The sequence below is a fragment of the Ginsengibacter hankyongi genome (assembly GCF_008710285.1).
GTDB classification, from domain to species: Bacteria; Bacteroidota; Bacteroidia; order Chitinophagales; family Chitinophagaceae; genus Ginsengibacter; species Ginsengibacter hankyongi.
Genome location: NZ_VYQF01000001.1, coordinates 818,862 through 844,103, shown reverse-complemented (window position 1 = coordinate 844,103; position 25,242 = coordinate 818,862). Strand labels below are relative to the sequence as shown.

The 25,242-nt window shown below is 38.5% G+C and carries 19 protein-coding genes; 8 read left to right on the top strand and 11 right to left on the bottom strand.

Translation table 11 applies throughout. The annotated features are described in order from the left end of the window. Positions 1-59 precede the first annotated feature (59 nt). The 8 genes from FW778_RS03535 to FW778_RS03500 all read left to right on the top strand — a co-directional run bounded on the left by FW778_RS03535 (position 60) and on the right by FW778_RS03500 (position 13,036). Entirely contained in the window at positions 60-3,374 is a 3,315-nt protein-coding gene (locus tag FW778_RS03535) for a SusC/RagA family TonB-linked outer membrane protein (RefSeq protein ID WP_150413213.1), read from the top strand. A gap of 20 nt (positions 3,375-3,394) precedes the next feature. Beyond that, positions 3,395-5,026 (top strand): SusD/RagB family nutrient-binding outer membrane lipoprotein, encoded by a 1,632-nt coding sequence (locus FW778_RS03530; protein WP_150413212.1) that lies wholly within the window; start codon positions 3,395-3,397, stop codon positions 5,024-5,026. A gap of 73 nt (positions 5,027-5,099) precedes the next feature. Further along, a complete protein-coding gene (locus FW778_RS03525; RefSeq protein ID WP_150413211.1) occupies positions 5,100-6,179 on the top strand; it encodes an alkaline phosphatase family protein in 1,080 nt (359 codons plus the stop codon). Continuing rightward, positions 6,179-6,751, top strand: a complete 573-nt coding sequence (locus FW778_RS03520; RefSeq protein ID WP_150413210.1) for an HD domain-containing protein — start codon at positions 6,179-6,181, stop codon at positions 6,749-6,751. The genes FW778_RS03525 and FW778_RS03520 overlap by 1 nt, the downstream gene beginning before the upstream one ends. A gap of 4 nt (positions 6,752-6,755) precedes the next feature. Continuing rightward, positions 6,756-7,439: an HAD-IA family hydrolase gene (locus tag FW778_RS03515; protein ID WP_150413209.1), complete on the top strand. Its 684-nt coding sequence runs from the start codon at positions 6,756-6,758 to the stop codon at positions 7,437-7,439. 1 nt (position 7,440) lies between these two features. Further along, positions 7,441-8,781, top strand: coding sequence for a DUF5690 family protein (locus FW778_RS03510; protein WP_202552060.1), 1,341 nt, complete (start codon positions 7,441-7,443; stop codon positions 8,779-8,781). Positions 8,782-8,802: 21 nt separating this feature from the next. Then, positions 8,803-9,930, top strand: a complete 1,128-nt coding sequence (locus FW778_RS03505; RefSeq protein WP_150413208.1) for a TIGR03364 family FAD-dependent oxidoreductase — start codon at positions 8,803-8,805, stop codon at positions 9,928-9,930. 382 nt (positions 9,931-10,312) lie between these two features. Beyond that, positions 10,313-13,036, top strand: coding sequence for a bifunctional YncE family protein/alkaline phosphatase family protein (locus FW778_RS03500; protein ID WP_202552059.1), 2,724 nt, complete (start codon positions 10,313-10,315; stop codon positions 13,034-13,036). A gap of 77 nt (positions 13,037-13,113) precedes the next feature. Here the strand turns inward: FW778_RS03500 and FW778_RS03495 are convergent, their stop codons facing one another. The 11 genes from FW778_RS03495 to FW778_RS03445 all read right to left on the bottom strand — a co-directional run bounded on the left by FW778_RS03495 (position 13,114) and on the right by FW778_RS03445 (position 25,023). Continuing rightward, positions 13,114-14,400, bottom strand: coding sequence for an acetyl-CoA hydrolase/transferase family protein (locus FW778_RS03495; protein ID WP_150413207.1), 1,287 nt, complete (start codon positions 14,398-14,400; stop codon positions 13,114-13,116). Positions 14,401-14,502: 102 nt separating this feature from the next. After that, positions 14,503-14,955, bottom strand: coding sequence for a pyridoxamine 5'-phosphate oxidase family protein (locus FW778_RS03490; RefSeq protein WP_150413206.1), 453 nt, complete (start codon positions 14,953-14,955; stop codon positions 14,503-14,505). A gap of 168 nt (positions 14,956-15,123) precedes the next feature. Further along, complete coding sequence (locus tag FW778_RS03485; RefSeq protein WP_150413205.1) at positions 15,124-15,834, bottom strand: sulfite exporter TauE/SafE family protein; 711 nt, start codon at positions 15,832-15,834, stop codon at positions 15,124-15,126. A 10-nt stretch (positions 15,835-15,844) separates the two neighbouring features. Continuing rightward, a complete protein-coding gene (locus tag FW778_RS03480) occupies positions 15,845-16,279 on the bottom strand; it encodes a FixH family protein (protein ID WP_150413204.1) in 435 nt (144 codons plus the stop codon). Positions 16,280-16,292: 13 nt separating this feature from the next. Further along, complete coding sequence (locus FW778_RS03475) at positions 16,293-17,774, bottom strand: 4Fe-4S dicluster domain-containing protein (RefSeq protein WP_150413203.1); 1,482 nt, start codon at positions 17,772-17,774, stop codon at positions 16,293-16,295. A 59-nt stretch (positions 17,775-17,833) separates the two neighbouring features. Further along, positions 17,834-18,985: a cbb3-type cytochrome c oxidase N-terminal domain-containing protein gene (locus FW778_RS03470; protein ID WP_150413202.1), complete on the bottom strand. Its 1,152-nt coding sequence runs from the start codon at positions 18,983-18,985 to the stop codon at positions 17,834-17,836. A gap of 10 nt (positions 18,986-18,995) precedes the next feature. Then, complete coding sequence (locus FW778_RS03465; protein ID WP_150413201.1) at positions 18,996-19,187, bottom strand: CcoQ/FixQ family Cbb3-type cytochrome c oxidase assembly chaperone; 192 nt, start codon at positions 19,185-19,187, stop codon at positions 18,996-18,998. 3 nt (positions 19,188-19,190) lie between these two features. Next, a complete protein-coding gene (ccoN, locus tag FW778_RS03460) occupies positions 19,191-21,341 on the bottom strand; it encodes a cytochrome-c oxidase, cbb3-type subunit I (protein ID WP_150413200.1) in 2,151 nt (716 codons plus the stop codon). A 32-nt stretch (positions 21,342-21,373) separates the two neighbouring features. Beyond that, on the bottom strand, positions 21,374-21,559 hold the full coding sequence (gene ccoS / locus FW778_RS03455; protein WP_150413199.1) for a cbb3-type cytochrome oxidase assembly protein CcoS: 186 nt from the start codon (positions 21,557-21,559) through the stop codon (positions 21,374-21,376). Positions 21,560-21,650: 91 nt separating this feature from the next. Beyond that, on the bottom strand, positions 21,651-24,065 hold the full coding sequence (locus tag FW778_RS03450; RefSeq protein WP_235906171.1) for a heavy metal translocating P-type ATPase: 2,415 nt from the start codon (positions 24,063-24,065) through the stop codon (positions 21,651-21,653). A gap of 118 nt (positions 24,066-24,183) precedes the next feature. After that, entirely contained in the window at positions 24,184-25,023 is an 840-nt protein-coding gene (locus FW778_RS03445) for a universal stress protein (RefSeq protein ID WP_150413197.1), read from the bottom strand. Between the last annotated feature and the right edge of the window lie 219 nt (positions 25,024-25,242).

The window sequence follows — 25,242 nt, the reverse complement described above, 5'->3', positions numbered from 1 at the left end:
ATAAATCCTTAACATTCGAAAGATAGTTTTGCCGCTCAATCAAAAAAAATTAATTGGTTATGAAGCGACCCAACCTCCCTTTTACGGGAACTATATTTCTCACAGTATTTTTATTTTTTATAACTCCTTTTATTTATGCCCAGGGCAATAAAATTCAAGGGAAAGTTATTGATGCGGCAAATAAGTCTCCTCTTGCAGGGGTGAGTATTTCAATTAAGAATTCCAGCGTCGGAACCTCTTCAGATGTAAATGGGAATTTTTCTATAGACGCTCCAAAAAACAGCAAAATTCTTGCATCTTTTGTGGGATATGAACCAAAAGAAATAAATGCTTCGCAAAAAAATATTACGATTCAACTGACTGCTTCCACGCAACAATTAAATGAAGTTGTTATAACGGCGACAGGCATAAAAAAAGAAGCAAAGCGTTTGGGATATTCTATTCAAACAATCGACGCTGCTGCGTTAACGAAAGCACGGGAGGCAGATCCTATCAATTCCTTGAAAGGCAATGCTGCAGGCCTTGCTATAAATATTAACTCCGAAATTGGCCATGCCCCGGACGTAATTATCCGCGGAGAAAATGATCCGAATAACCGTCCGTTATTTGTAGTGGATGGTGTTCCTATTAGTTCTGATACTTACAATCTTAACCCTGATGACATCGAAACATTTACCATTCTAAAAGGCCCAAATGCAGCAGCATTATATGGCTTCCAGGGAAAGAACGGTGCCATTATTATTTCTACAAAAAAAGGAACTAAAGATAAAAGGGGGCTGCAGGTTACATTTAATTCAAGCACCCAATTTAATAAAGGATTTATTGCTTTACCTAAATACAATGATTTGTACGGCCCCGGCGATAATGGTAAGTACGCATTCGGTGGTGGGGGTTCAAGCCCGGCTTCATACTTTGGAAACGGAGCCGTTGGGGTTGGTATAAATGACTATGATTATGATGTGTGGGGCCCGCAATTCAGGGGTCAGTTATTACCGCAGTACGATGGTGTTTATGATCCATCTCAAACTTTCACGACCGTTTTTGCTGATGGAACCAAGTATACAGGCCACGTTGTGCCAACACCGTGGGTGGCAAGAGGTAAAGATAATTTGAAAAAGTTTTTACAAACAGGTCTTCTTCAGTCTAACAGTATTTCCGTGGGTTCATCAACTGATAAAACAGATTTTCGGCTTTCAGTGGGAAATACGTACCAGCGTGGCATTGTTCCAAACACACAATTAAATAATGGAAACTTTACAGTAAGCCTTGTAGAAAGATTTAATAGGAAATTCTCATTGACATCTTATTTCAATTATAGCAGGCAATCAACACCAAATGTACCTGATGTAAGTTATGGCCCTAATAGTATCATATACAATTTTATACTTTGGGGCGGTGCAGACTGGAATGTAAATGATCCTAATATCCGCAACTACTGGCAGCCGGGCAAAACAGGAATCCAGCAAAACTACGCGGAGTATTACCGGTATAATAATCCCTGGTTTATGTCTTACGAATGGTTAAGAGGCCATTACCAGAATAACGAATATGGATACTTATCATTGAATTATAAACTCAATAATAATATTGATTTTCAATTCAGGCCAAGTATGACTGCATACGACATGGTTAATTCAGAAAAGTTGCCTTATTCAGCGGACGTATATGGAAGAGAACTTCACCAGGGAGATTACCGCGAAGACAGGAGGTCTTTATTCGAGACTAACGTAGACGCACAAGCGAGATATCATGAAGATAATATATTGGGATTTTTAGATGTTCAGGCATTAGCGGGTGCAACCGCAAGGAATTTCAGTTTCAATTCTAACTTTGAATCTACCAATTATTTGAATGTTCCCGGCATTTATTCTTTTTCTAACTCCAAGGGAACTTTAACGGGAAGTAGTTTTCGTTCGAGCATGCTGGTTTTAAGCGCTTATTACTCGGTAGATGCGGGATACAAATCTTACTTAACGGCTAACGTTACGGGCCGTGTTGATAAATCATCTGCATTACCTAGCAATACCAATAGTTATTATTATCCATCATTTAACCTGGCAACGGTGGTTTCTGAATACATGCACTTGCCAAAAGCAATATCATTTTTAAAATTGAGAGGTTCTTATGCAGAGAGTAAGGACGGAGGCACTTCTCCGCTTTTCTCCCCCAATGTGAGCGCTACGCCGGCCGGCGATTATGGTTATACCTGGAATTCACCGTACGGAGGACCTGGCTACCAATTTTCACAGCCCTATTCATTAAGTCCAACTTACTCAAGTCAAAATAGTGCTAAATACAGTGATCAAACAGTAAGCCCTACCATTTTTACTGCTGACAGAAAAGCTACTGAGTTTGGTGCTGATATTCGTTTCCTTAACAACAAATTAGCGTTTGATATAACCCATTACCATTATAGAAACACAGGTATTGTAAACCAGGGAACATCATCAGCATCCGGATATTCATCTTACCTAACTAACGGTAACGTATACACTAACGACGGATGGGAAGTTACTATGAATGCCCGTCCTGTTACACATCCGAATGGATTTAGCTGGAATGTAACTGCCAACTTCTCCTCTTATATAAGAAAATGGGTAAATGATGCCAACCCTAATAGTTATGAATACAATGGCAAGAGGATTGATTTGGTTTATGGAAATGCATTTGTAAGAACACCGGATGGCAAAATGGTTATCGATCCGGCAACCGGAGTTTATACACGGTTTTCTGATTTGGGCGTTTCAGCACAAAAAGTATTTGGGCATTCAGATCCTGATTGGCAGTGGGGGCTTGTGAACATGGTGAGCTACAAAAGCTTTTCATTACATTTTCAATTTGATGGAATGGTGGGCGGTGTAATGGAAGATTACGTTAGAAAGAAAACATTGCAAGGCGGACGCCATATAGAAAGTGCCACAGGAGCTTTCGGAGCAGCAAGGCCTTCTGACGAAGCAAATGTGGCAGCTTATACTGGCAGTGGAGTTAACCTGACCGGGGCACCTATAATCCTCGATCCTATAACTGGGGAAATTACGAACTATAAAGATTTAACGGTAACACAAAATACTACCAAAAGCCAGGTTCAGCCTTTCGTTACCCGTATGGCTTCCATCCCCGACCTAGACATTATTAAAAAGACTTATGCCAAATTAAGGGAAGTAACGTTTACTTATCTCGTGCCACAAAATGTATTTGGTAACAGGTCTTTTATCAAACAAGCAACGGTCTCTTTGGTGGGCAGGAATTTATTATACTTCTTTCCAAATAAATATAAAGATTTGGACGTAGATCAATACACCCAGGATTCGGGCTCTGGCTTGCAAACTCCCACCACACGCAGTTATGGCTTCAACGTAAATCTATCATTCTAATACCCGTAAAAGCACAAAATATGAAACAGATAAAATATATATTTTTAATAACTATAGGAACCTGGCTTATGGTTTCCTGCAAAAAACAAATCCAGGAAAAGCAACTTGACCCCAATAACCCCACCAGTGTTCCTCCAGGTTTAATTTTAGGAACTGTGTTAACGGATCTATCCGGAACAGGAAGCGCAGGCGGATTGGGCGGTATCAACTCCTGGGATAATGTGCAGGCGTGGAATCAATATCATTGCCAGAATTATGATTATTATGGTAACAATATTTATTCATGGACAGATGGCTCCTTTAATCCGTACCTGGTTATAAAGAATGTGATTCAAATGGAAAAGGAAGCAACTTCACGCGGAGCATCAAATGTAAACCCTTATGAAGCTGTAGGGAGGTTTATCCGTGCTTACTACTTTTATAATACTACGTCCTTATTTGGTGATGTTCCATTGACCGAAGCGCTGCAGGGTTCTAACAATTCCAAACCTGCTTACACGCCACAGGAACAGGTGTTTCAATACGTGTTAAACGAATTGGATACAGCTAACGCCGATTTTACATCGTTGATTGCTGCCAATGACAATTCGTTATCGGCTTCGCAGGATATATACTACCATGGCAATCTTGCTGCGTGGCAAAAGCTGGTAAATACTTTTAAACTTCGTGTGCTCGTCAGCGTTAGTAATAAAGCTTCCGATGCAACATTGAATGTGCCTGCACGGTTTGCCAGTATTATTGATAACCCGGCAAAGTATCCCATTTTTGAAAATCAAACTGATGATTTCTCGTTTGCTTATAATCCCGGCGGATCAAATACTTATAGTACTTATCCTTTTAATCCAAGTAATTTTGGTTCTATTGCGGGACGTTATAATATGGCAGCTACCTATGTAAGTGCACTTACAACGTTAAGTGATCCGCGTGTTTTTATTACGTGCGAACCGGCAACTGCTCTTGCGCTGAATGATCCCAACCCTGCACAATTTAAATATTTTGTGGGAGCCAGCACCGGCGAGTCTGTTCAAAGCATGTACGGTAATGCAAGTGCAGGATTATATTCATTTATTAACAGGCATCGTTATTATTCAAATTTTATCGGGGAGCCGGATGTTTTAGTAGGCTATAAGGAAATGTGTTTCAATATTGCTGAAGCAATCGTTCGGGGCTGGGTTCCCGGCAAGAATAATGTTGATGCGGAAGACTGGTATAAGGAAGGAATTACCGCTTCCATGGCATTTTATGGTATCGATATAAAGCAATCAAATTTTACAGCATATTTTTTACCGGCAGGTGCAAATTCCGTTACCCAGGTGGCGCCGTATCCGTTCGCATTTAATTTTTCAAATTATTATAATCAACCTTCGGTAAAACTTTCTTCAACTCCTTCAACAGCGATTAGCCAAATAGTTCTGCAGAAATATATAGCCTGTTTTGAAAACTCAGGATATGAACCCTATTATAATTGGCGCAGAACAGGTGTTCCTGCATTCCAGGCCGGTGCCGGTGTTGGTAACAACGGAGTTATACCTAAAAGATGGGCTTACCCGGTTTCGGAACAAACACAAAACAAAGCCAATTGGAATGCTGCATTATCTGCTCAACAATATTCTGCAGATGACCTCAACCAAACTATGTGGCTCTTAAAATGAATAGAATTTTGCAGACTGGTTTTTCTTATGCGAAGGCGGAGCCTTTTGGTTCTGCCTTTTTTAAAAAAAATTTATGAATAAATATATAGCTATTGTTTTCCTGTTTGTGTTTAATGTTACGCAAAAAACGTCAGCGCAATTAAAAACTGAAAACCTGGTAATAGTAACCTTGGATGGAATGCGCTGGCAGGAAGTGTATGGAGGTGCTGATTCTGCTTTATTAAAAAATAATGACTTTACAAAAGATAGCGCAGAAACCAGTTCAAAATTCTGGAGTAATAGTATTGAAGAAAGAAGAAAAAAATTATTTCCGTTTTTATGGAGCACTATTGTAAGTAAGGGACAGTTATACGGAAACAGGTGGGATGGAAATAAGGTGAATAACGCCAACCGGTACAAATTTTCCTACCCGGGATATAATGAAATTTTCACAGGCTATCCGGACACGACTGTAAATTCCAATGATAAAATTCCAAATAAAAACAGTAATGTTTTAGGGTTTCTCAACCAGCAAAATGGTTTTAAAAATAAAGTAGCAGCGTTTACCACATGGGATGCATTTCCTTATATTTTTAATAAATGGGAAAGTGGAATTTATGTAAACAGCGATACGGATTCTTTGCCTTACATCACTGAAAAATTCAGGCTTATTGATGATATAGAATCTCTTACCACACGCCCCATTGGTGTACGTCCTGATGTGCTTACTTATATTGCCGCCAGGGAATACATGAAAGAAAGGAAACCTAAAGTTTTGTACATAGCTTTTGATGAAACAGATGATTTGGCGCATGCGGGTATGTATAATCTTTATTTGGGAAGCGCACATGCGGAGGATGGCATGATAGCAGATTTATGGAACTATATTCAATCAACACCACAGTATAAAAACAAAACAACTTCGATCATCACTTGCGATCATGGAAGGGGCGATAATCCTAAAGAGAACTGGACAGATCATGGTGAAAAAATTAAAGATGCCGGCCATATATGGATTGCAGCTTTAGGGCCTGATACCAAGCCCGGCGGCGAAATGAAAAATAAAAATATATTGTACCAGGAGCAACTGGCAGCAACGTTTGCAAAATTGCTGGGCTTTACTTTTACCGCAAACCATCCAATAGCCCAACCAATAACTACAATCTATAAATAATGGAAAATTCAGAAGCTGAAAAAATCGCCGATGAAATATTGGGGCTGTACAAAATGTATGGCGACCAGGATTATATTGGCGAACCCGTTTCTCAAATTGAACACATGTGCCAATGCGCACAATTAGCCGAGAAAGAAAATTATGATGACGAAGTAATCCTCGCTGCGTTTTTTCATGACTTAGGCCATTTATGTGAGCACATTATGCCGGTAAATTATATGGATGATTTTGGAATAGCAGATCATGAAAAGATTGGTGCAGATTATCTTAAAGAAAAAGGCTTTTCAGAAAAAATCACCAGGTTAATTGCATCGCACGTAGATGCAAAACGTTACCTCACTTTCAAAAATCCTGTCTATTATAATCAACTATCGGAAGCTAGTAAGGCCACATTAAATTTCCAGGGCGGACGAATGAATGATAACGAAGCAATGCATTTTGAAAAAGAAGAATGGTTCAGTCTATACATTACTTTAAGAGCATGGGATGAGAAGGCAAAAGAAGAACGGCTTCCCCTGCCGGAATTACAACATTACCGGGACATGATGATCAATCACCTGACTAAAAAATAAATTAATGAGTATTAAACTGGTAGTATTTGACATTGCGGGAACCACCGTTGCAGATGAAGGCAATATCAATGATGTTTTTAGAAAAGCTTTTTCAAATGTAGGAATAGCAGAGGTAGAGGTTGCCGATGTAGATGAGGTTATGGGCTATAGAAAAAAAGAGGCAATAGAAATAATAGTTGAAAAGTATAAACCCGGTTATGAAAATGATGTAGAATTTATTGAAACTATTCACCGAGATTTTAATAATCAAATGGTATTGCATTATGAAACATACGAAGGGCTTGTGCCGTTACCTTATGCTGAAAGAGTTTTCCGCGAACTGCAAAATAATAAAGTGAAAGTGGCGCTTAACACAGGTTTTACAAGAACGATTACTACTCCAATATTAAAAAGATTAGGTTGGGATGCGGCATCGTTCATAGACGAAGTTATATGCAGCGATGAAGTTTCTGAAGGCAGGCCTCACCCTTTTATGATAGAAAAACTCATGCAAAAACTGAACATCAGTTTTGCAGATGATGTGGCGAAAGTTGGTGATACAAAAGTGGATATTGAAGAAGGCCGGAATGCGGGGTGCGGAATTGTGGTGAGTGTAACTACCGGCGCCTACACGAAAGATCAATTGGTAAAATATCAACCCGACTATATTATAGATTCCTTGGAATTTTTGCCTTCTTTAATACTTTAATATGCAGGCCATATTATTAAAAAAACACCGGCAAAAGTACCACGATACTTATGTTGCCGTGTTTGCCTCCCTTATTACATTCGCTACATACGCGTCGGTCTATGCATTTAGAAAACCCTTTACAGTCGGAAGTTTCAGCAAAGCACCTCTTATTTTTGGATTGGCTTATAAAGATGCTTTGGTAATAAGCCAGGTATTCGGTTACATGCTGAGTAAATTTTTTGGAATAAAATTTATAGCAGAATTAAAAAACATTGGCAGGGGAAAAATAATTATATTATTGGTGGGTATTTCATGGGCCTCATTGTTACTTTTCGCACTGGTTTCTGCTCCGTATAATATTATTTTTTTATTAATAAATGGTTTCCCGCTAGGTATCATTTGGGGTATTGTTTTTTCTTATGTTGAAGGGAGAAAAGCAACTGATTTTATTGGGGCTTCGCTTGCCGTGAGTTTTATCTTTTCATCAGGTTTTGTAAAATCTGTTGCTGAATATTTAAAGGTTAATTTTAATGTTACCGACTGGTGGCTTCCTTTTCTAACGGGGCTTTTGTTTATCCTGCCCTTACTATTTTTTGTTTATTTATTAGAGAAGATTCCTTTGCCATCGCAATCCGATATTGAACATCGTGTTGTTCGTTTACCAATGTCCAAAGCAGAGAGAAAAAATTTCTTTTCCCAATTTTCATATGGCCTGGTTGTACTTATTATTTTGTATGTGTTCCTTACAGTTTTCCGTGATATCCGCGATAATTTCGCCGCCGATATATGGCGGGAATTGGGTTTTGGCAACCAGCCATCAGTGTTTAGCGCGACAGAAATTCCCATAACTATTATTGTTTTGATTTTGATTGGCAGTATGATTCTTATTCGCAATAATCGCAAGGCGCTTGTGATTACGCACATTATGATTGTAGCAGGATTTTTATTGTCGGGCATCAGTTCGTGGATGTTTATTAACCATCATCTTTCTCCCTTTATGTGGATGACATTAGTTGGGCTCGGACTATATATTGGCTATATTCCTTTTAATTGTATCATATTTGAACGCCTCATTGCCACTTTTAAAAAAGGTGGAAATGTTGGCTTTCTAATGTACGTGGCCGACTCATTTGGTTACATGGGCAGTGTAATTGTTATCATCAGTAAATCTGCCTTCACCAATAAATTGCCATGGGCAACCGTGTATTCTAATGGTGTAATGTACTTGTCGGTTATAGGAGTTATCGGAACGTTTATGGCACTCCGTTATTTTAATAAAAAATATAAAGATGATTTCGTTAAAACAGAAGTCATTAATTCGGAAAATTTAGATCTTAAGAAATCTGTCCTCATTTACTAAAAAGAAAATCAATAAGCCTTCATGAATAAATCAGCTGTTGTAATAGGTGCGGGCATAGTGGGCCTTGCTACGGCGCGTGCACTTTCTTTAAACGGATTTACGGTAACTGTTGTAGAAAGGTCGGGTATGGCCGTTGGTGCATCTGTAAGAAATTTTGGAATGATATGGCCCATTGGACAGCCAGATGGGAAAATGTATAATCGTGCATTTCGCAGCAGAAATATTTGGAAGGAAATTGCTGATGCTGCCGGTTTCTGGTTCGATGAATGTGGAAGCATTCATCTTGCCTACCATGAAGATGAGTGGATAGTTTTACAGGAATTAAATGAAGCTTTTAATAAAAATGGTCGGTCCGTTGAGTTAATGAATCCTACTCAAATAGGCGAAAAAGTAAATGGCGTTAATCATCATAACTTAATCGGTGGTTTATTCTGCAAAACAGAATTAATCATTGATCCGCGGGAGGCAATTGCAGCATTGCCTTTGTATTTAATAGAGAATCACAATGTTCAATTTATATGGAATAAAAATGTAGTGGCAGTTGAAAGAAATAAAGTAATGATGGGTGATGAAACCATCCAGGCTGATATTATTTTTATTTGCTCGGGCGCCGATTTTGAAACATTATACCCTGAAAAATTTGCTGAGCTGCAACTTACCAAATGCAAACTCCAAATGATGCGGTATATAAGTAGTGAATCTAAATTTAGAATTGGTACTTCTTTATGTGGCGGGTTATCGCTTATCCATTATGAGAGTTTCAAAGCTGCTCCATCATTACCTTTGCTGAAAGAAAGGTACCAGAATGAATTAAGTGAATATCTTCAGTTAGGCGTTCATGTTATGGTTTCCCAAAATGGAAAAGGCGAACTTACCGTGGGTGATTCGCATGAATACGGATCAACATTTTCACCATTTGACGAAGCTTACATCAATGATTTAATTACAACTTATCTTAAAAGATTTGCCATTGTCGACAACTGGAAACTTGTTCAGTCGTGGCATGGTATTTATCCAAAAATGACTGATGGTAAAACGGATGTTTTTATACAGGCTGAAGAAGGTGTTTATATCCTAAATGGACTGGGCGGTGCAGGTATGACTTTATCCTTTGGGCTTGCCGAAGAAATGGTGGGTACCATTTCATAATTCATTGACCATTATCGCTAAGACCTATTTCATTGTCTCATTTTATTCGTAAGTTTTTGTTACTAGCGGTTAATCGTATATGCTTTTTAAACTCTTACGGACTGAAAAGGGTTACCCGGTTTTTTCCCGCATTTGCATAATCATTTAATAATAAAACAACGAAATCTAAGGAAGATAAATGAATTGGGGTTGATGCGTTATTACTAACTCCCAGGGTTTATTTGCAGAATTAAGCCGATAATCAACGAAGACGGGGTTAAAACTTTACTGTTTAATGAAATACTTTTGCGAGAACTTTCATTCTTTTATGTTTCATTAAATGCATTATAGCTTTTGCCATTGGCATAAAAGAGAAAGTTGGTACTTTTAAAAATGAAATAGAATGAGAATAAAATATATTTATAATAATTCCATTGCAAAAATCAATTTCTCCGCGCTTACCGGTCCTTGCAAAATCTTTTTGTTTCTCGCTTGGTTAGTTTTTGCGTCGTGTAAAACTACCCGCATTTATAAATCGTCTGTTACCACCGATGAAAATTATCATAGCAATTATGATGATACTACTTTGACGGTTGATAATAGTTCTATACTCATGCCTAATAATCGCTTTATAGATCCTGCAGGAACGGTGATCCGTTTTGGCAATTCAGCGCTTGAAAATCATAGCCTGGATTGTGTGTTGCTACCGGGCGAAAAGGTGTTGGCAGTGGAAGACAGGTATGGAGTGGCTTTCATTGATGTAGCGGAAAATAAACTGCTATTTCACCTGGATTATTCCGGAAACTACAAAGGGCTGATGAGTACTTATTCCGGGATAAAAGTTTATGAGGATGACCACGGAACTCATGTTCTATGGGGCGCTGCTAACCCTTATAATAATCTGTCACTCATTCTTAGCGCTTCATGGGACGGTAATAAAGCGCTAATCGAAGATTCAATCTCTTTTGCAACAGTTACACCTGCGCCAATGGCGTTGCCCAACGATATTGCGATTAATAAAGAAGCAGGGGAAAATTATTTGTATGTAGTATTAAACGGTAACAACCAACTTTCGAAATTAAGGTTAAGGGATAAAAAAATTATTTGGACAGCCGCTACCGGAATGGCGCCGTTCGGCATTGCATTAACTGCATCAAAAGCATACGTTACCAATTGGGCAGGCTCTGTACCAACCGACACTTCAAAGGAAACAGCGGGTATTCCTTACGGAGAGGTGTATGTTGATGCAAAAACCGGGGCGACTTCCTCCGGAACAGTAAGTATTTTTAATTTAAAAACCGGCAAGCTTGAAAAGGAAATGGAAGTTGGATTGCATCCCAACGCAATTATCGCCGCCGGTGATCATAAATTTATCTATGCTGCTAATGGAAACAGTGATAATATTTCCGTGATAAACGCATCGAAGGATAAAATATCAGAATCCATCTCAGTAAAGCTAACAGATGGTGCGAATACGTTTATTGGAGATTCGCCTAACGCTCTCGCCGTAAACGAAGCGGGCGATAAATTATATGTCTCAAATGGAATGGATAATGCGGTGGCGGTAGTAGCGTTGGGCAAAAAATCTTCGTCATCCGGCAAAGAAGTGTCTAGAGTTACAGGGTTTATACCAACAGAAGCTTATCCCGCAGGGTTAGTGCTAACAAAGAACATGTTGTTTGTTGCCAACCTAGAAGGAGAAGGAGCAAGAACGGCAACTGACGGTAGTTATAACAGCCACCGCCAACAAGCTACTGTTTCAATTATAGCGCTGCCGGGTGATACCATCTTAAACGCATACACGAAGAGAGTAGAAGCCGCTAACTTAATATTCCGTACAAGATTTACAGGCCTTCTGCCAAGAAAAGGAGTTGCTTCAAAGCCGGTGCCTGAAAGAATTGGCGAGCCCTCAGTTTTTAAACACGTGGTTTACATCATTAAAGAAAACAGGACATACGACCAGGTATTGGGCGACATGAAGGAAGGCGATGGCCAAAGTTCATTATGCATTTACGGAAATAACGTAACGCCTAATCAACATAAGCTGGCAAAAGATTATTTGCTTTTAGATAATTATTATGCATCCGGTAAATCGTCTGCTGAAGGGCATTCATGGACCGATGCGGCGATTGTTACAGACTATGTTGAAAAAAATGTGAGGGCATGGTTTAGAAGTTATCCGCACGTTTTGTATGACGCTCTTGTTTATAATAAAAAGGGTTTCATCTGGAACAATGCGCTGGACCATGGCAAAACGGTGAGAATATATGGCGAAGCATGTGTGCCCGAATTTGATGAAAGTTTAGATTGGACAAAGATTTATCAAACTTATCTTAATGGTGGCAAAACCGAATTTACAAATACAACAACTATCTCACGGGTCCGGCCTGTAATGTCAAAGGATTATCCTTGTTATGACGGGCATAAATTTACAGACCAGCTTCGGGCTGATGAATTTTTAAATGAGCTGAATGAAATTGAAAAAAAGCCCGGCGATCAATTACCTGATTTAATGATTCTTGCGCTGCCTGCCGATCATACTTCGGGCATGGCACAGGGATTTCCAACTCCCAGGGCGATGGTAGCAGATAATGATCTTGCATTGGGGAAAATAATAGAAGGCCTTACAAGAAGCCGTTTCTGGGATTCGACGGTTGTGTTTATTACTGAGGACGATTCACAAGACGGCTGGGATCACGTTTCTGCGTATCGCACCACGGGATTTGTAATCAGCCCGTATTCTCATCTCAAAAAAACAATACATACGAATTACAATCAAACCTGCATAGTTAGAACGATTGAACAAATTTTGGGTTTACCACCAATGAATGTAATGGACGCAACCGCGCTGCCAATGTTTGATTGCTTTAATGAGATGGCTAATAAGGAGACGTATTCTTTTTTAAAGAATAACATCCCGCTGGATGAAATGAATAAGAAAGCTTCGGCCTTATCAGGCAAGGCCAGAAAATTTTCTCTCCAGTCTTCGTTGCCGGAATTCGACCATATTGACGGCGGCAATGATGATCTCCTTAACAGGATACTTTGGTTTGCCTCAAAGGGCGATACGCCTTATCCTAAGCGGATGACGATCCCAAAAAAAGAAAGAACAGATGTTGACGATTAAAAGTTTTTATTTATAACTGCTGTAAAGAAGTCGTTTTCTTACGGTTGAGGCTACACGAAAGAAGATTTGGCAAAAATTTATGCAAGGGATTTAAATCGTTCACGAAATGCCTTTTCTAAAAATTCTTTATGATCCGGGTGAGCTATGCGAATCAGCTCTTTTGCTCTTTGCCTCAGGTTCTTTCCAAACAGGTCAGCCATACCAAACTCTGTTACGACCCAATGTACGTGCCCCCTGGTAGTGACTACACCGGCACCTTCCTTTAAAAAGGGTACTATACGGGAAACTCCCTTTGATGTTATGGATGGCATGGCTATAATTGGTTTTCCGCCTTCGGACAATGACGCTCCTCTTATAAAATCCATTTGACCACCTATGCCAGAATATTGATATGTTCCAAATGAATCTGCGCATACCTGTCCCGTTAGATCAATTTCAATTGCGCTGTTTATAGCGGTTGCCCGTGGATTTTTTCTTATAATACTCGTATCGTTTACATAGCTGATGTCCATTACTCTTATTGCAGGATTATCATCTACAAAATCGTATAGCCTTCTTGTTCCTGCCATAAATCCCGTTACGGTTTTCCCCATGTTTATTTTCTTACGACTATTATCAATAATACCTTTTTCTATCAGCGGAATTACTCCATCGGATAGCATTTCTGTATGGATGCCAAGGCATTTATGCGTGGAAAGATTTCTTAATACCTGGTCGGGAATTGCACCTATGCCTAACTGTAAGGTCGCCCCATCTTCAATAAGCGACGCGACGTTCCTTCCAATTTGAGTTACCGTGTCATTTGATTTTGATGAGTAGTCTATTTCAGGGAGTTCAGCATCATGCCAAACCAGGGCATTAATTTTATCTACATGAATAAAACCCTGGCCATGTGTACGGGGCATTCTTGAATTTACCTGCGCAATAATGTGCTTAGCAGTATCTACAGCGGCCCTGGCAATATCTACGGAAGTTCCCAGGGAACAGTACCCATGCCGATCTGGTGGCGAAACCTGCACAATTGCCACATCTAACGGTAAAATATTTCTTTTAAATAATTGTGGGATCTCGCTTAAGAATATGGGTACATAATCCCCGTGATCACTGTTAACAACAGCACGCGTATTTTCTGATACAAATAAAGAGTTTATAAAGAAGCTTTTTTTATAAATAGGGTTATTAAAATTTATATTTCCAAAGGTGGTGATGCTAACTAGTTCAACATTATTTAATTCTTCATATCTTTTTTGAAGCGCTTCCAAAATATACACCGGCGTGGCTGCGCTTCCATGTATAAACACCCTGTTGCCCGATTTGATAATCTTTACTGCATCTTCGACAGAAACATCTTTTTTATATTCCATTATTATAATATTAAATTTTAATTAGAGATAACTTTTGGATTGAGAATTTAATTGGAAAGAAAATTTTTAACTGGTTGGAAAGTTATAACAAAGGTTTGTTTTTTATTGTTTTTCAAATCTTCCTGTTTTTTCTTTTACTTTAATCCGGAACATGACGGGCTTAATTCTATTGCTGTCATCAATATCTGAGACCGGTGGCTCGTGTTCATGGGAATGAATTGTGGAACTTGTTAAATAAGGCCATATATGATTGAATAGATAATTTCTCGCTTTGGTTGCCGCAACACCCTTCAGCTCGTTAAATACTCCATTAATAATAACGCTTCGCCAGTTCGCCATATTATTCATTGAGTCTACTTCAAAACATACATTTGGATTATTGCGCATAATATGAAGCTTCTTTCCTTCCGTCGTCTGTCCTATTATATCTTTACCGTTATACACATAGGTTACAGGTACTATATACGGCTTTTTCCCATCGGAACACGCTATTCTGCCTACAGCTTGGCTAACCAGGAAATTATTTATTTGCATTTCATTTAATTCACCCAACATAGTGTTAATAAAGTTTTATAAAAAATAAAGTGTTCAAAAATAGGAGAGGCTTATATTTAAGATTATGATATCTGGCATTAATAAAGGTGATTAATGTCATGAAGGAAAATGGAATTATATAAGGAAAGATGCAACAGGTTATAATAACCGTTTTATGTCGCGATAATTTTATACAGGCTTAACACAACAATTTTGAACAACGCTTTTTTCAACCACCGGGCTTATGTAAGGAATTCCTAAACCCATACCACGAAGTATTAAAAGACAAGCAACCAGCATCATCATGTAGGGATATGCTTTTCTTATTTTTTGACGAACGCTGACGCCTATATAATTCCCAAAGAATGCGATACTCCACATCATGGGTAGTGTTCCCAATCCAAAAAATGCCATAAACGCTATACTGTTTATGATATCTCCGGCTGAAACCGCAACTGCTGCAGCCATATAAACAAGGCCACAGGGAAGTAAGCCATTTAATAGACCAATTGAAAATAAAGATGAAAAATTTTTCTTTAAAAAAAGCCTGCCTAACGCCGTGCGCAATTTTTGAAAAGAAGCAAGTATTAAATTTTGGTGTTGAAAAAATGCAAATCTTTTTGGGAGGAATATGAAAAAAAGTATCAATACTCCTAAGATAACTGATAACCATTGCTGGTATCCAAACAGCGCAACGCTCTTGCCAATTAACCCGAAAATTAAACCAAATACGGCGTACGTAACAATGCGCCCGGAATTATAAAACAACGCCGCGGAAAATTTTGCCCAATCGCTGTCGTGTTTTAAGGGGAGAGATAATGCTATAGGTCCACACATGCCCACGCAATGAAAGCTTCCCAGCAGACCCATCATAAACGCAGTAATTAATAACTGAGGCATAATGCGTGCTTTAATTTATAATTAATTTCTTTTCGAAATAATAACTCGTTCCATCAGCCTGCCAGCTCAATTGCAGTTGATACTCCAGTTTGCCTGCGGTGTGTACCGGAACCAATACCTGTAAATCTTTTACTGAAAAGTTACGCGTAATGTCCTTGTCCTCATCTGAAGGGCAATAAAGCAACACCTTGCCATCAATTGTTTTTCCTGAAAAATCTTTGGGAAAAACAATGGCTAACTTTCCATCGTTCATCGCATATTTTACCGTGTCGGACAATTGATGAACGCTTTTCATTGCATCTATCTTTTCCTGATACTTCAGCTCCTTTGCATAATAATCTGTAGTTACTAAATCCACTTTCTGGCTTGATGATTTGAAAACTAGCAAGATTATGCCGCTAACAAAACCAAGGTAAACGATAAGAATTTTATATCCCCAGTTCATAGTAAAATATTTATCAGTTATAAATTTCGGGGCCAATGAAATCGGCTTCCAAAGTTTTTATTTTTTTATTGTTTTGATACATTCCAATCTTTAAATCCGTTTTCCAGCTTTTAATATCGCTCCGGTTAAGTTTTACAAAAAACTGCAGGTGGGCGTATTCTTCTTTTTTTACAACCAGGCTGGTATTAGCGATAATTTCAATTTCACCTTTTATATTTTCGAGCTTTAAAGTATAAGGAATGTCCTCATGTGTTTTATTAGCTAGTTTCAGGTTATAGAGATTGCTAATCCGGCCGTCAGGCAAAGTCGTATAAGTCATGCCTGCAGTGCGCATAAGCCGGGCATCAAGATCGGTGCGGCTTACTAAAAGAAAAACCAGCAACGATAATAATAAAGCAAGTACGGCTGTATATGCTTTTATCCTTGCTGTAAATCTCAGCTTTACTCCTTTTACGATACTGTTTTCTGATGCAAAACGGATTAAACCCAAAGGTTTTTTAATACTTGTCATTATACTATCACAGGCATCAATACACGCGGTGCAGTTTATGCATTCCAGTTGTGTGCCATTTCGTATATCGATACCCGTTGGGCATACACGCACACATGCAAAACAGTCAATACAATCGCCCTGCGGAACCATTGATTCTATCTTTTGAGCCATACTTTTGCAGGCGCCGTCTTCCTTGCAATCAACACATTTACAGTCATGGTCTTCTTTCTTTTTTAATTTACCTCTTGGTTCTCCCCGTTTATGATCGTATGCTACTACAATTGAGTCTCTATCCAATAAGACGCCTTGTAATCTTCCATAAGGACATACAACTATACAGGCTTGTTCTCTAAACCACCAATACACGAAAAAGAATATGCTGGTGAACACCAGTAAAGAGATTAATGTTCCAATGTGCGCAAACGGATTTTTTAAATAGCCCAGTAATTGATCCATACTTATAAGATAGGCCAGGAAGAAATTTGCTATTATAAATGAAATGAGGAAAAATATGATAAACTTGGTAATGCGTTTTCTTGCCTTAAGTGAATTCCGCGGCATATCTTTCAACCTTCTTTGCTGTGCAGAATCACCATCAATCCAATATTCAATTTTGCGAAAGACCATCTCCATGAATATGGTTTGCGGACATGCCCAGCCGCAAAATATACGTCCGAAAACTACCGTAAACAGGATAATGAAAACTACGAATGTGAGCATGGCAATCCCAAAAATGAAAAAATCCTGCGGCCAGAATACCATACCAAATATGATAAACTTTCTGTCGAGGATGTTAAGCATCAACAACGGTTCGTTGTTTACCTTAAGAAAGGGCAACGTAAAGAAAACAATAAGATAAAAGATGCTAAACCGCGTTCTTAATTTATATAGACTTCCCTTTGGCTTTTTGGGATTAATGAAATTTCTTTTCCCTTCCTTGCTTATTGTAGCAACAGAATCCCGGTAACTTTCTTTTTTATCAATTGCTGAAGTTGCTTCCATAGTAAAAGTTTATTCTGTTTGCCTCTCGTTATCTTAGGTAAACTTTTAGGGGCCAGCTTTTATTTACCTATTGCTGAAGAATCAGCAGCGCCTGTTTGCGGCGTTGATGATGGCTCTACATATAAATCTCCCTGCGGTGCTTTAGGGTTAGGAGGTTTAGTGCCATGCAACGTTTTTATATAGCTCGCCAAAAAACTTATTTCTTTTGGCGAGTAAACGGTAGACCAGGATTGCATTCCCTTGTCTGGATAACCGTGCTTTATTGACTGGTAAATATCATTGAGTGAACCTTTGTGCAGCCAATAATCATCTGTGAGATTTGGCCCGGCACCACCTTCACCCAATTTGCCATGACAGGCAAAACAAGTAGCTGTAAAAATTTCTTTTGCTTTGGCTAATCCGGCAGCATCTGCCATAGGTACATTGTTTTCATCAATCTTATCTTTATTATTCGATTCATATATTTCCTTTTTAATTCTTGCCTGTTCCATTTCTGCCTGATACTCTTGCGTTGGATTTTTTCCATAACCAAAAACATGAAAGTTTAACAGGTAAACAATTGCCACTCCAATGGTAATATAGAATCCATATTTCCACCAGGGTGGTAACGCGTTATCCAATTCTCTTATGCCATCATAATCATGATCCAGCATAACATCAGCTTCTTTTTCAACTGGTATCGCCCTGGTTAATTTTTTATTCAGCCTTGCCCACCAGGTCTTAACCTTATTTGCCTTGGCAAGTGCAACTTTTTTCTGTGGTAATAATTCTGCTGAGAATCTTCGTATAAGGAAGGTGAAGAAAAATATAATAATAATTTCTGTTGCCAATACCGATACCAGTAAATAAAAAGTACCCGTAGAAAGCCCTCCATAGTTGGAGACTGCCTTTACCGTCTCCGTTTTTACTGCATCTTGTGCAGAGGACGATTGTGCAGTAAGTACCAATAGGCCTGCTATTAATAAGGGGAGTATTTTTGAGGTTTTTGTTTTTTCAATTAACTGCTTGCCTAATACTAATAAAACGCGGCCCAGCAGCCAGATTACAAAAACCAAAAGACCCATAATTACTAATAAGAGAGTTAACAGGTTATTGCCCGTGCCTGATGCTTTTGCGGTACCAGTTGAGTCTTGAGCTATTGCAGCAGGTATTCCCATTAATGCGGTTAACGCGGTAGTGGCTATCTTCTTTGATAAATGAATATGTTTCATACTTTCTTAATTATATGATTGAGTTATTTAATTCCTCTTTGTCAAAAGGAATGTTGGATAATTCTTTGACTCTTTCCTTGCTCATTTTTTTTACAAGTATTAGCAATACAATAAAGAAGACCAGGAAAATAAATAATGATATATAGGCATAAATGTGAGCGCCGTTTATTTTTTCCGCATATTGTTTTATGAATGTAAACATGTGTTATTTATTATAAGTGGTTGTTGTATTTTTAGATATATCGGTTCCCAGGCGCTGTATATAAGCGATTAATGCAATCACTTCTTTTTTAGGAGAAACCCTTATGCTATCGCTAAGTAAGCTGTTGGAAATTTCTAATGATTGCCTGTCAAGATCCTGCATTGCAGTCTTCTCGTAATTTTTCGGGTACGGTACACCGAGAGTTTTCATGGCATGGATCTTTGCAGGTAGTTCTGAAGTATCCAAATCATCAAAAAGTAAGAAAGCATACGAAGGCATAATTGAGCCTTCGCTCATAGATGCTGGTTCACGAAAATGGCGAAAGTGCCATCCATCGGTTTTCTTGAGGTTACCTGCACCTTCTCTTGCCAGGTCCGGCCCGGTGCGTTTACTGCCCCATTGAAATGGATGATCATAAACAAATTCTCCAGCTTTGGAATATTCTCCATAACGCTCCGTCTCACTTCTAAATGGGCGGATCATTTGAGAATGGCACACGTAACATCCTTCACGTATATAAATGTCTCTTCCTTCCAGTTCCAGTGGCGTGTAGGGTTTAACGCTGCTGATGGTGGGAACATTTGACTTAATGAGGAACGTAGGAACCAGTTCTACAATACCGCCGATTAAAATCACAACGAGGCTTAACACCATAAATTGAACAGGCCTTCTTTCAATCCACCTGTGCCAGTGTTCGCCTTTGTGAGCCACATATTCTTTTTGCAATGGTGCTGCCTCAGCTTCTTCATTGGCAACTAACTTTCCTGATCTTACGGTTTTGTAAATATTATATACCATAAACAGAACACCCACCAGGTAAAGAGTGCCACCCAAAGAGCGCATTGCATAAAATGGTTTCAGGTAGGTAACTGTTTCAAGAAAAGTGTATTTTAACTGTCCTGCCTCAGTAAATTGTTTCCACATGGAGCTTTGCGTAAAGCCTGCCCAATACAATGGAATTGCATAAAACAAAATGCCCAGTGTACCTAACCAGAAGTGCACATTTGCCAGCTTTTTTGAAAAGAGGTCTGTTTTAAAAATTCTTGGGACGAGCCAGTATAAAATGCCAAACGTAAGCATACCGTTCCAGCCTAATGCGCCGATGTGTACGTGGGCAATAATCCAGTCGGTATAATGTGATATGACACTCACACTTTTTAATGAAAGCATTGGGCCTTCAAAAGTTGCCATGCCATAGGCAGTAACTGCTACCACCATAAACTTTAGGATAACGTCATCGCGTACACGATCCCACGCACCACGCAGCGTTAATAAGCCATTTATCATTCCTCCCCAGCTCGGAAAAATAAGCATGAAAGAGAACACAACACCCAATGATTGCGCCCAGTTAGGTAATGCAGTATACAACAAATGGTGAGGGCCGGCCCAGATATATAAAAAGATTAATGCCCAAAAGTGAATGATAGAAAGCTTGTAAGAATAAACGGGTCTGTTAGCAGCCTTTGGCATAAAATAATACATGAGGCCCAGGTAAGGCGTTGTTAAAAAAAATGCCACCGCGTTATGCCCATACCACCATTGCACCAATGCATCCTGAACGCCAGCATACCAGCTATAACTTTTTAACCAGGTGTAGGGCAATTCACCGGAACGGACAATATGTAGAACTGCAACCGTAACAAACGTCACGATATAAAACCAGATTGCTACATATAAGTGCTTCTCTCTTCTTTTAATAATTGTGCCAAACATATTCCATCCAAACACAACCCAGATTATAGTGATAGCTACATCTATTGGCCATATCAATTCCGCATATTCGCCACTGTCAGTAAGGCCTAATGGAAGTGTAATAGCCGCAGCAACAATAATTAATTGCCATCCCCAAAAATGTATGTAACTAAGTTTATCACTAAACATTCTTGCCTTGCAAAGCCGCTGCAATGAATAGTACACGCCCATGAAAATGCCATTGCCCACAAATGCAAAAATTACTGCATTGGTATGCAAAGGACGAAGCCTTCCGAAATTAAAGTAAGGCGCTAAGTTTAATCCGTGAGGAAAAGGAGCAGGAAAAACTAATTGCAGCGCTATCCAAAGGCCGACAAGCATTCCTATGGCGCCCCACACAATAGTGGCGTAAGCGAAGTTTCTGACAATTTTGTTATCGTAATAAAATTTTTCTACCTGCATATTCTGAGCTTATTTTAAGTGATAATTAATTTCTATTTTTTATTTGGGATTTTCTCTTCGATAACCTCAATAGATTTGGGCGCATCTTCAAAAAGCATGCGAATGGATGGCGTGTAATCGTCGTCATATTGACCTGATTTAGCGCTCCACAAAAAAGCGATTAAAAAACCGGTGGCTACCAGGATGCTTGCACCTATTAAAATAATTAATGCACTCAATGAATGTAAATTTTAAGTCTCAAAAATACCCGCCGTTGCAGTCTCACTTTATGATGACTATCAAATTAAAAAATGATTTCAATCAGTTTATTTACAAATTCTTTGTTCGTGCGCTTATTGAAGAGAGCACAGTTACCAGGAGTACGATACTTATGCTGCTGGCCGGCATTAAAATAGCTGCGATCATTGGAGATAACATTCCGCGTACCGCGTATGACAAGCCAACAATATTGTATAAAATGGAAAGAATAAAACTTATAGTAACAATAGTTTTTCCGGACCTTGCGAAGGCAATAAATTTATCAAGCAATTTTACATTAGTGCCATCCAAAATAGCATCACACGCCGGGGAAAATTGTGACGAGTTATCACTAACGGCAATGCCTACGTTACTTTGCATTAGCGCCCCTGCATCATTAAGGCCGTCACCGAGCATTAGCACATTTTTGCCTCTGAGCCCCGGAGATGAAATAGAAAATCCTTGGAGTGATTTTATAAAATCTAATTTTTGCTGAGGCGATTGGTTAAACCGAAGCTGCGTGTTCTTATTAAATATTTTTTTTAGTTTTTCCTTTTCAGAATCATTGTCGCCAGACAAAATATAAAGACCATATTTTTCTTTTTTTAAATTATCTGCCAATTCCTGGATCCCATCGCGGTATTGGTTGCTCACGGTAAACTTGCCCATGTGTACATCATTCATCATCACATGCACGTGTGTACCTGTATCGTATGAAATAAGTCCATGATCAAATTGATTTATAAAACCGGCAGATCCCATTCTTACATACATGTTATTTACTTTTGCTTCCAATCCTTTGCCGGCATATTCCTTAAACTCTTCAACGTGTAATGATCCTGGCTCTGATTGAAGTGAAGAGGCGATAATTTTACTCAAAGTATGCGATGAATGCCGGGTAATGTTTTTAACTGCCAATAATTCTTTAGCAGTTAATGGCGTACCTTCATAAGTCACCTGGGAAGGTTTATTTTGGGTAATGGTTCCTGTTTTATCAATAACAATCGTATTAACTTTTGCCAATGCTTCTATTACGCTTGCATTTTTTAAATATAACTTGTTCTTGCCAAAAATGCGAAGCATGTTGCCATAGGTAAAAGTTGCTGAAAGTAAAAGTGAGCACGGACAGGCGACAATTAAAACTGCCGTAAGTGAAGGCAATATTTTCGAGCTGTCATACTTCCACCAAAATAATATTGTGAAAAAAGCAATGGTAAATAATGCCAGCGTAAAGTAGCGGCTCCATGGATGAATGAACGATTTTTCCTCGTTCTTTTTGCTATTGAAGATGTCGTTGTTCCAAAGTTCTGTAATATAACTTTGAGATGCCTCCTTAATGATTTCCAGCTCAATAGAGCTTCCTGTTTGTTTACCACCTGCATAAATCAGATCGCCTGTTTTTTTCTCAACAGGAGTTGTTTCACCACTTACAAAACTGTAATCAATGCTGGCATTTCCTTTTATTAATATTGAATCTGCAGGAATCATTTCTTCGTTGCGAAGAATAATACGGTCGGCTTTTTTTAATTGCGTAACAGGAATATTTTTTTCTATTCCATCTTTTATAACGGTGACGCCTAAAGGGAAATACGACTTGTAATTCCTGTCGAATGAAAATGACTCATAAGTTTTATTTTGAAACCAACGGCCTATTAACATGAAGAACACGATTCCTGTTCCTGAATCGAGGTAGCCCGCGCCATGCCCGGTTGTAATTTCATAATAGCTTCTTCCAAACGTAACTACAATAGCCAAAGCTATGGGTGCCTCGATGTTTAAATAGTTTTGTCGCAGGCCTTTCCATGCAGAGATGAAAATGCCTGAGGCGCTGAAAAACAATACCGGCAACGATAATGCAAGATTCATCCAGGTGAATGTTTCTTTGAGCCCGGCTTGCCCAATGTTTCCTCCCGAGAAATATTCCGGGAAACTAAGCATCATAATATTCGCAAAGCAAAAGCCTGCAACCCCGATTTTATAAATCTGCTTCCAGTTAAAAGTAACCGGCTTTTTATTTCGTGTATCGTTAAGTGTTATATTTGGCTCATAGCCAATAAAAGCCAGCAGCTCCACGACTTTTCTTAACGTGATAAGCTGTGGATTAAAAACAATAAATACTTCCTTCTTCTGGAAATTTGATTTCGATGTTACAATACCTTCATTAATTTTATGCAGGTTTTCCAGTAGAAAGATGCAGGAAGAACAATGCATTTGCGGTAACTGAAAAACAACATTGGTTTGCTGGGTGCTGTTAAACTCCACCAGTTTATTTATTATCGCTGCATCCTCGAGATAACCAAACCTTTCGGAAGTAAATTTTCCCTTAGCTTTTATACCGGGGTTTTTTTCGAGTTTATAATAATTGCAAAGATTATTTTCATTAAGAAGCAAGTATACCTGTTTACAGCCATTACAACAAAATGCTTTATCATCGGCTTTAATGGTGTCATCGCAAGGTTCGCTGCAATGGTAACAGGAAGTTTGTATGGTTGTATCTGTTATTATATTATTGGTTTTATTGTTATCTCTTCAAAGTATTATGAGAAAAATTAGTAAAAGCAGACCCTGGTTTATCCGGCATTGATCTTTATCGAATAGACCAGGTTTAAAAATGTGCGATAAATATTGGTTGTGGTATGGTTTTAATAATTAAATCGGCTTTGCTTGGTTTAAAAAACCTGGATAAACTATTTCTTCCGTAAGCGCCCATTACCAGGAAGGTATTTTTTTTCTTAAAAACGTATTCAATCAGGTTGTTATAAATATTTCCTTTAAGCACTTCGAAATTCAAATCATAATAGTAATTTTTAAGATGTTCTTTAAGTTTAAACCTGTTGGCGTCGTTCCATTCGCCGGTATCGTTAATGTGAACAACATTTGCTTTTTTATCATGTAATTGGGGAAAAATGTACGTGAACTGTTTAATTGCAAATACTGAACTGGCAGAGCCGTCATAAGTAAAAATGATTTCGTCTATAGCTTCAAAGCCTTCAGGAGCAACAATTGCCGGGCATTCTGTATTTTTCAAAACATTTTTTATAAAGTCAGTAGGAGTTCCCTCAAAAGTTTTATTAAATGATGTTGCGGGATCTACCACCAGTATATCCGCATACCTGCTTTCTGAAATCAACTCCTGTACCGGTACGCCTCTGTCGCGATGAAAGCTAAAATTTACTCCCCGGTTAACTGATGCTTCTTTATAGGATAATATATTTTTTTCTATCAATTCTGCCCTGCTTAGCTGATCTTGTGTATACTCATTTTCCTGCTCTTCTGAATAGGTATATTTAAATACAGGTTTAACTTTAAGAATTTCTTCATCGCCATAATTTTCAAGAAAAATACCAGTGATACCTGAATTGGTTAACCTTCCCAGGTAACATGCAAATTCAAGGGAATTTTTATCCGGGTCAATTGCATTTATTGCCAGCAAGATTTTTTTCATTCTGATAAAATTTAAAAATTGGGCATTGTTTTCTAAAGGTTATATGAATGAAAACGCCCTTTGGTAAAGGGGTATTTTTATTCATATCTATTCCGATGCAGGTAAAATTATTCTCTTTTAAAAAGGTAACGTATGATATTTAACAACCCTGCGGATGATCGTTATCAGCTTTTTAAAACACAAACTGATGATATGAATCAATGATATTTCTAATGGAAG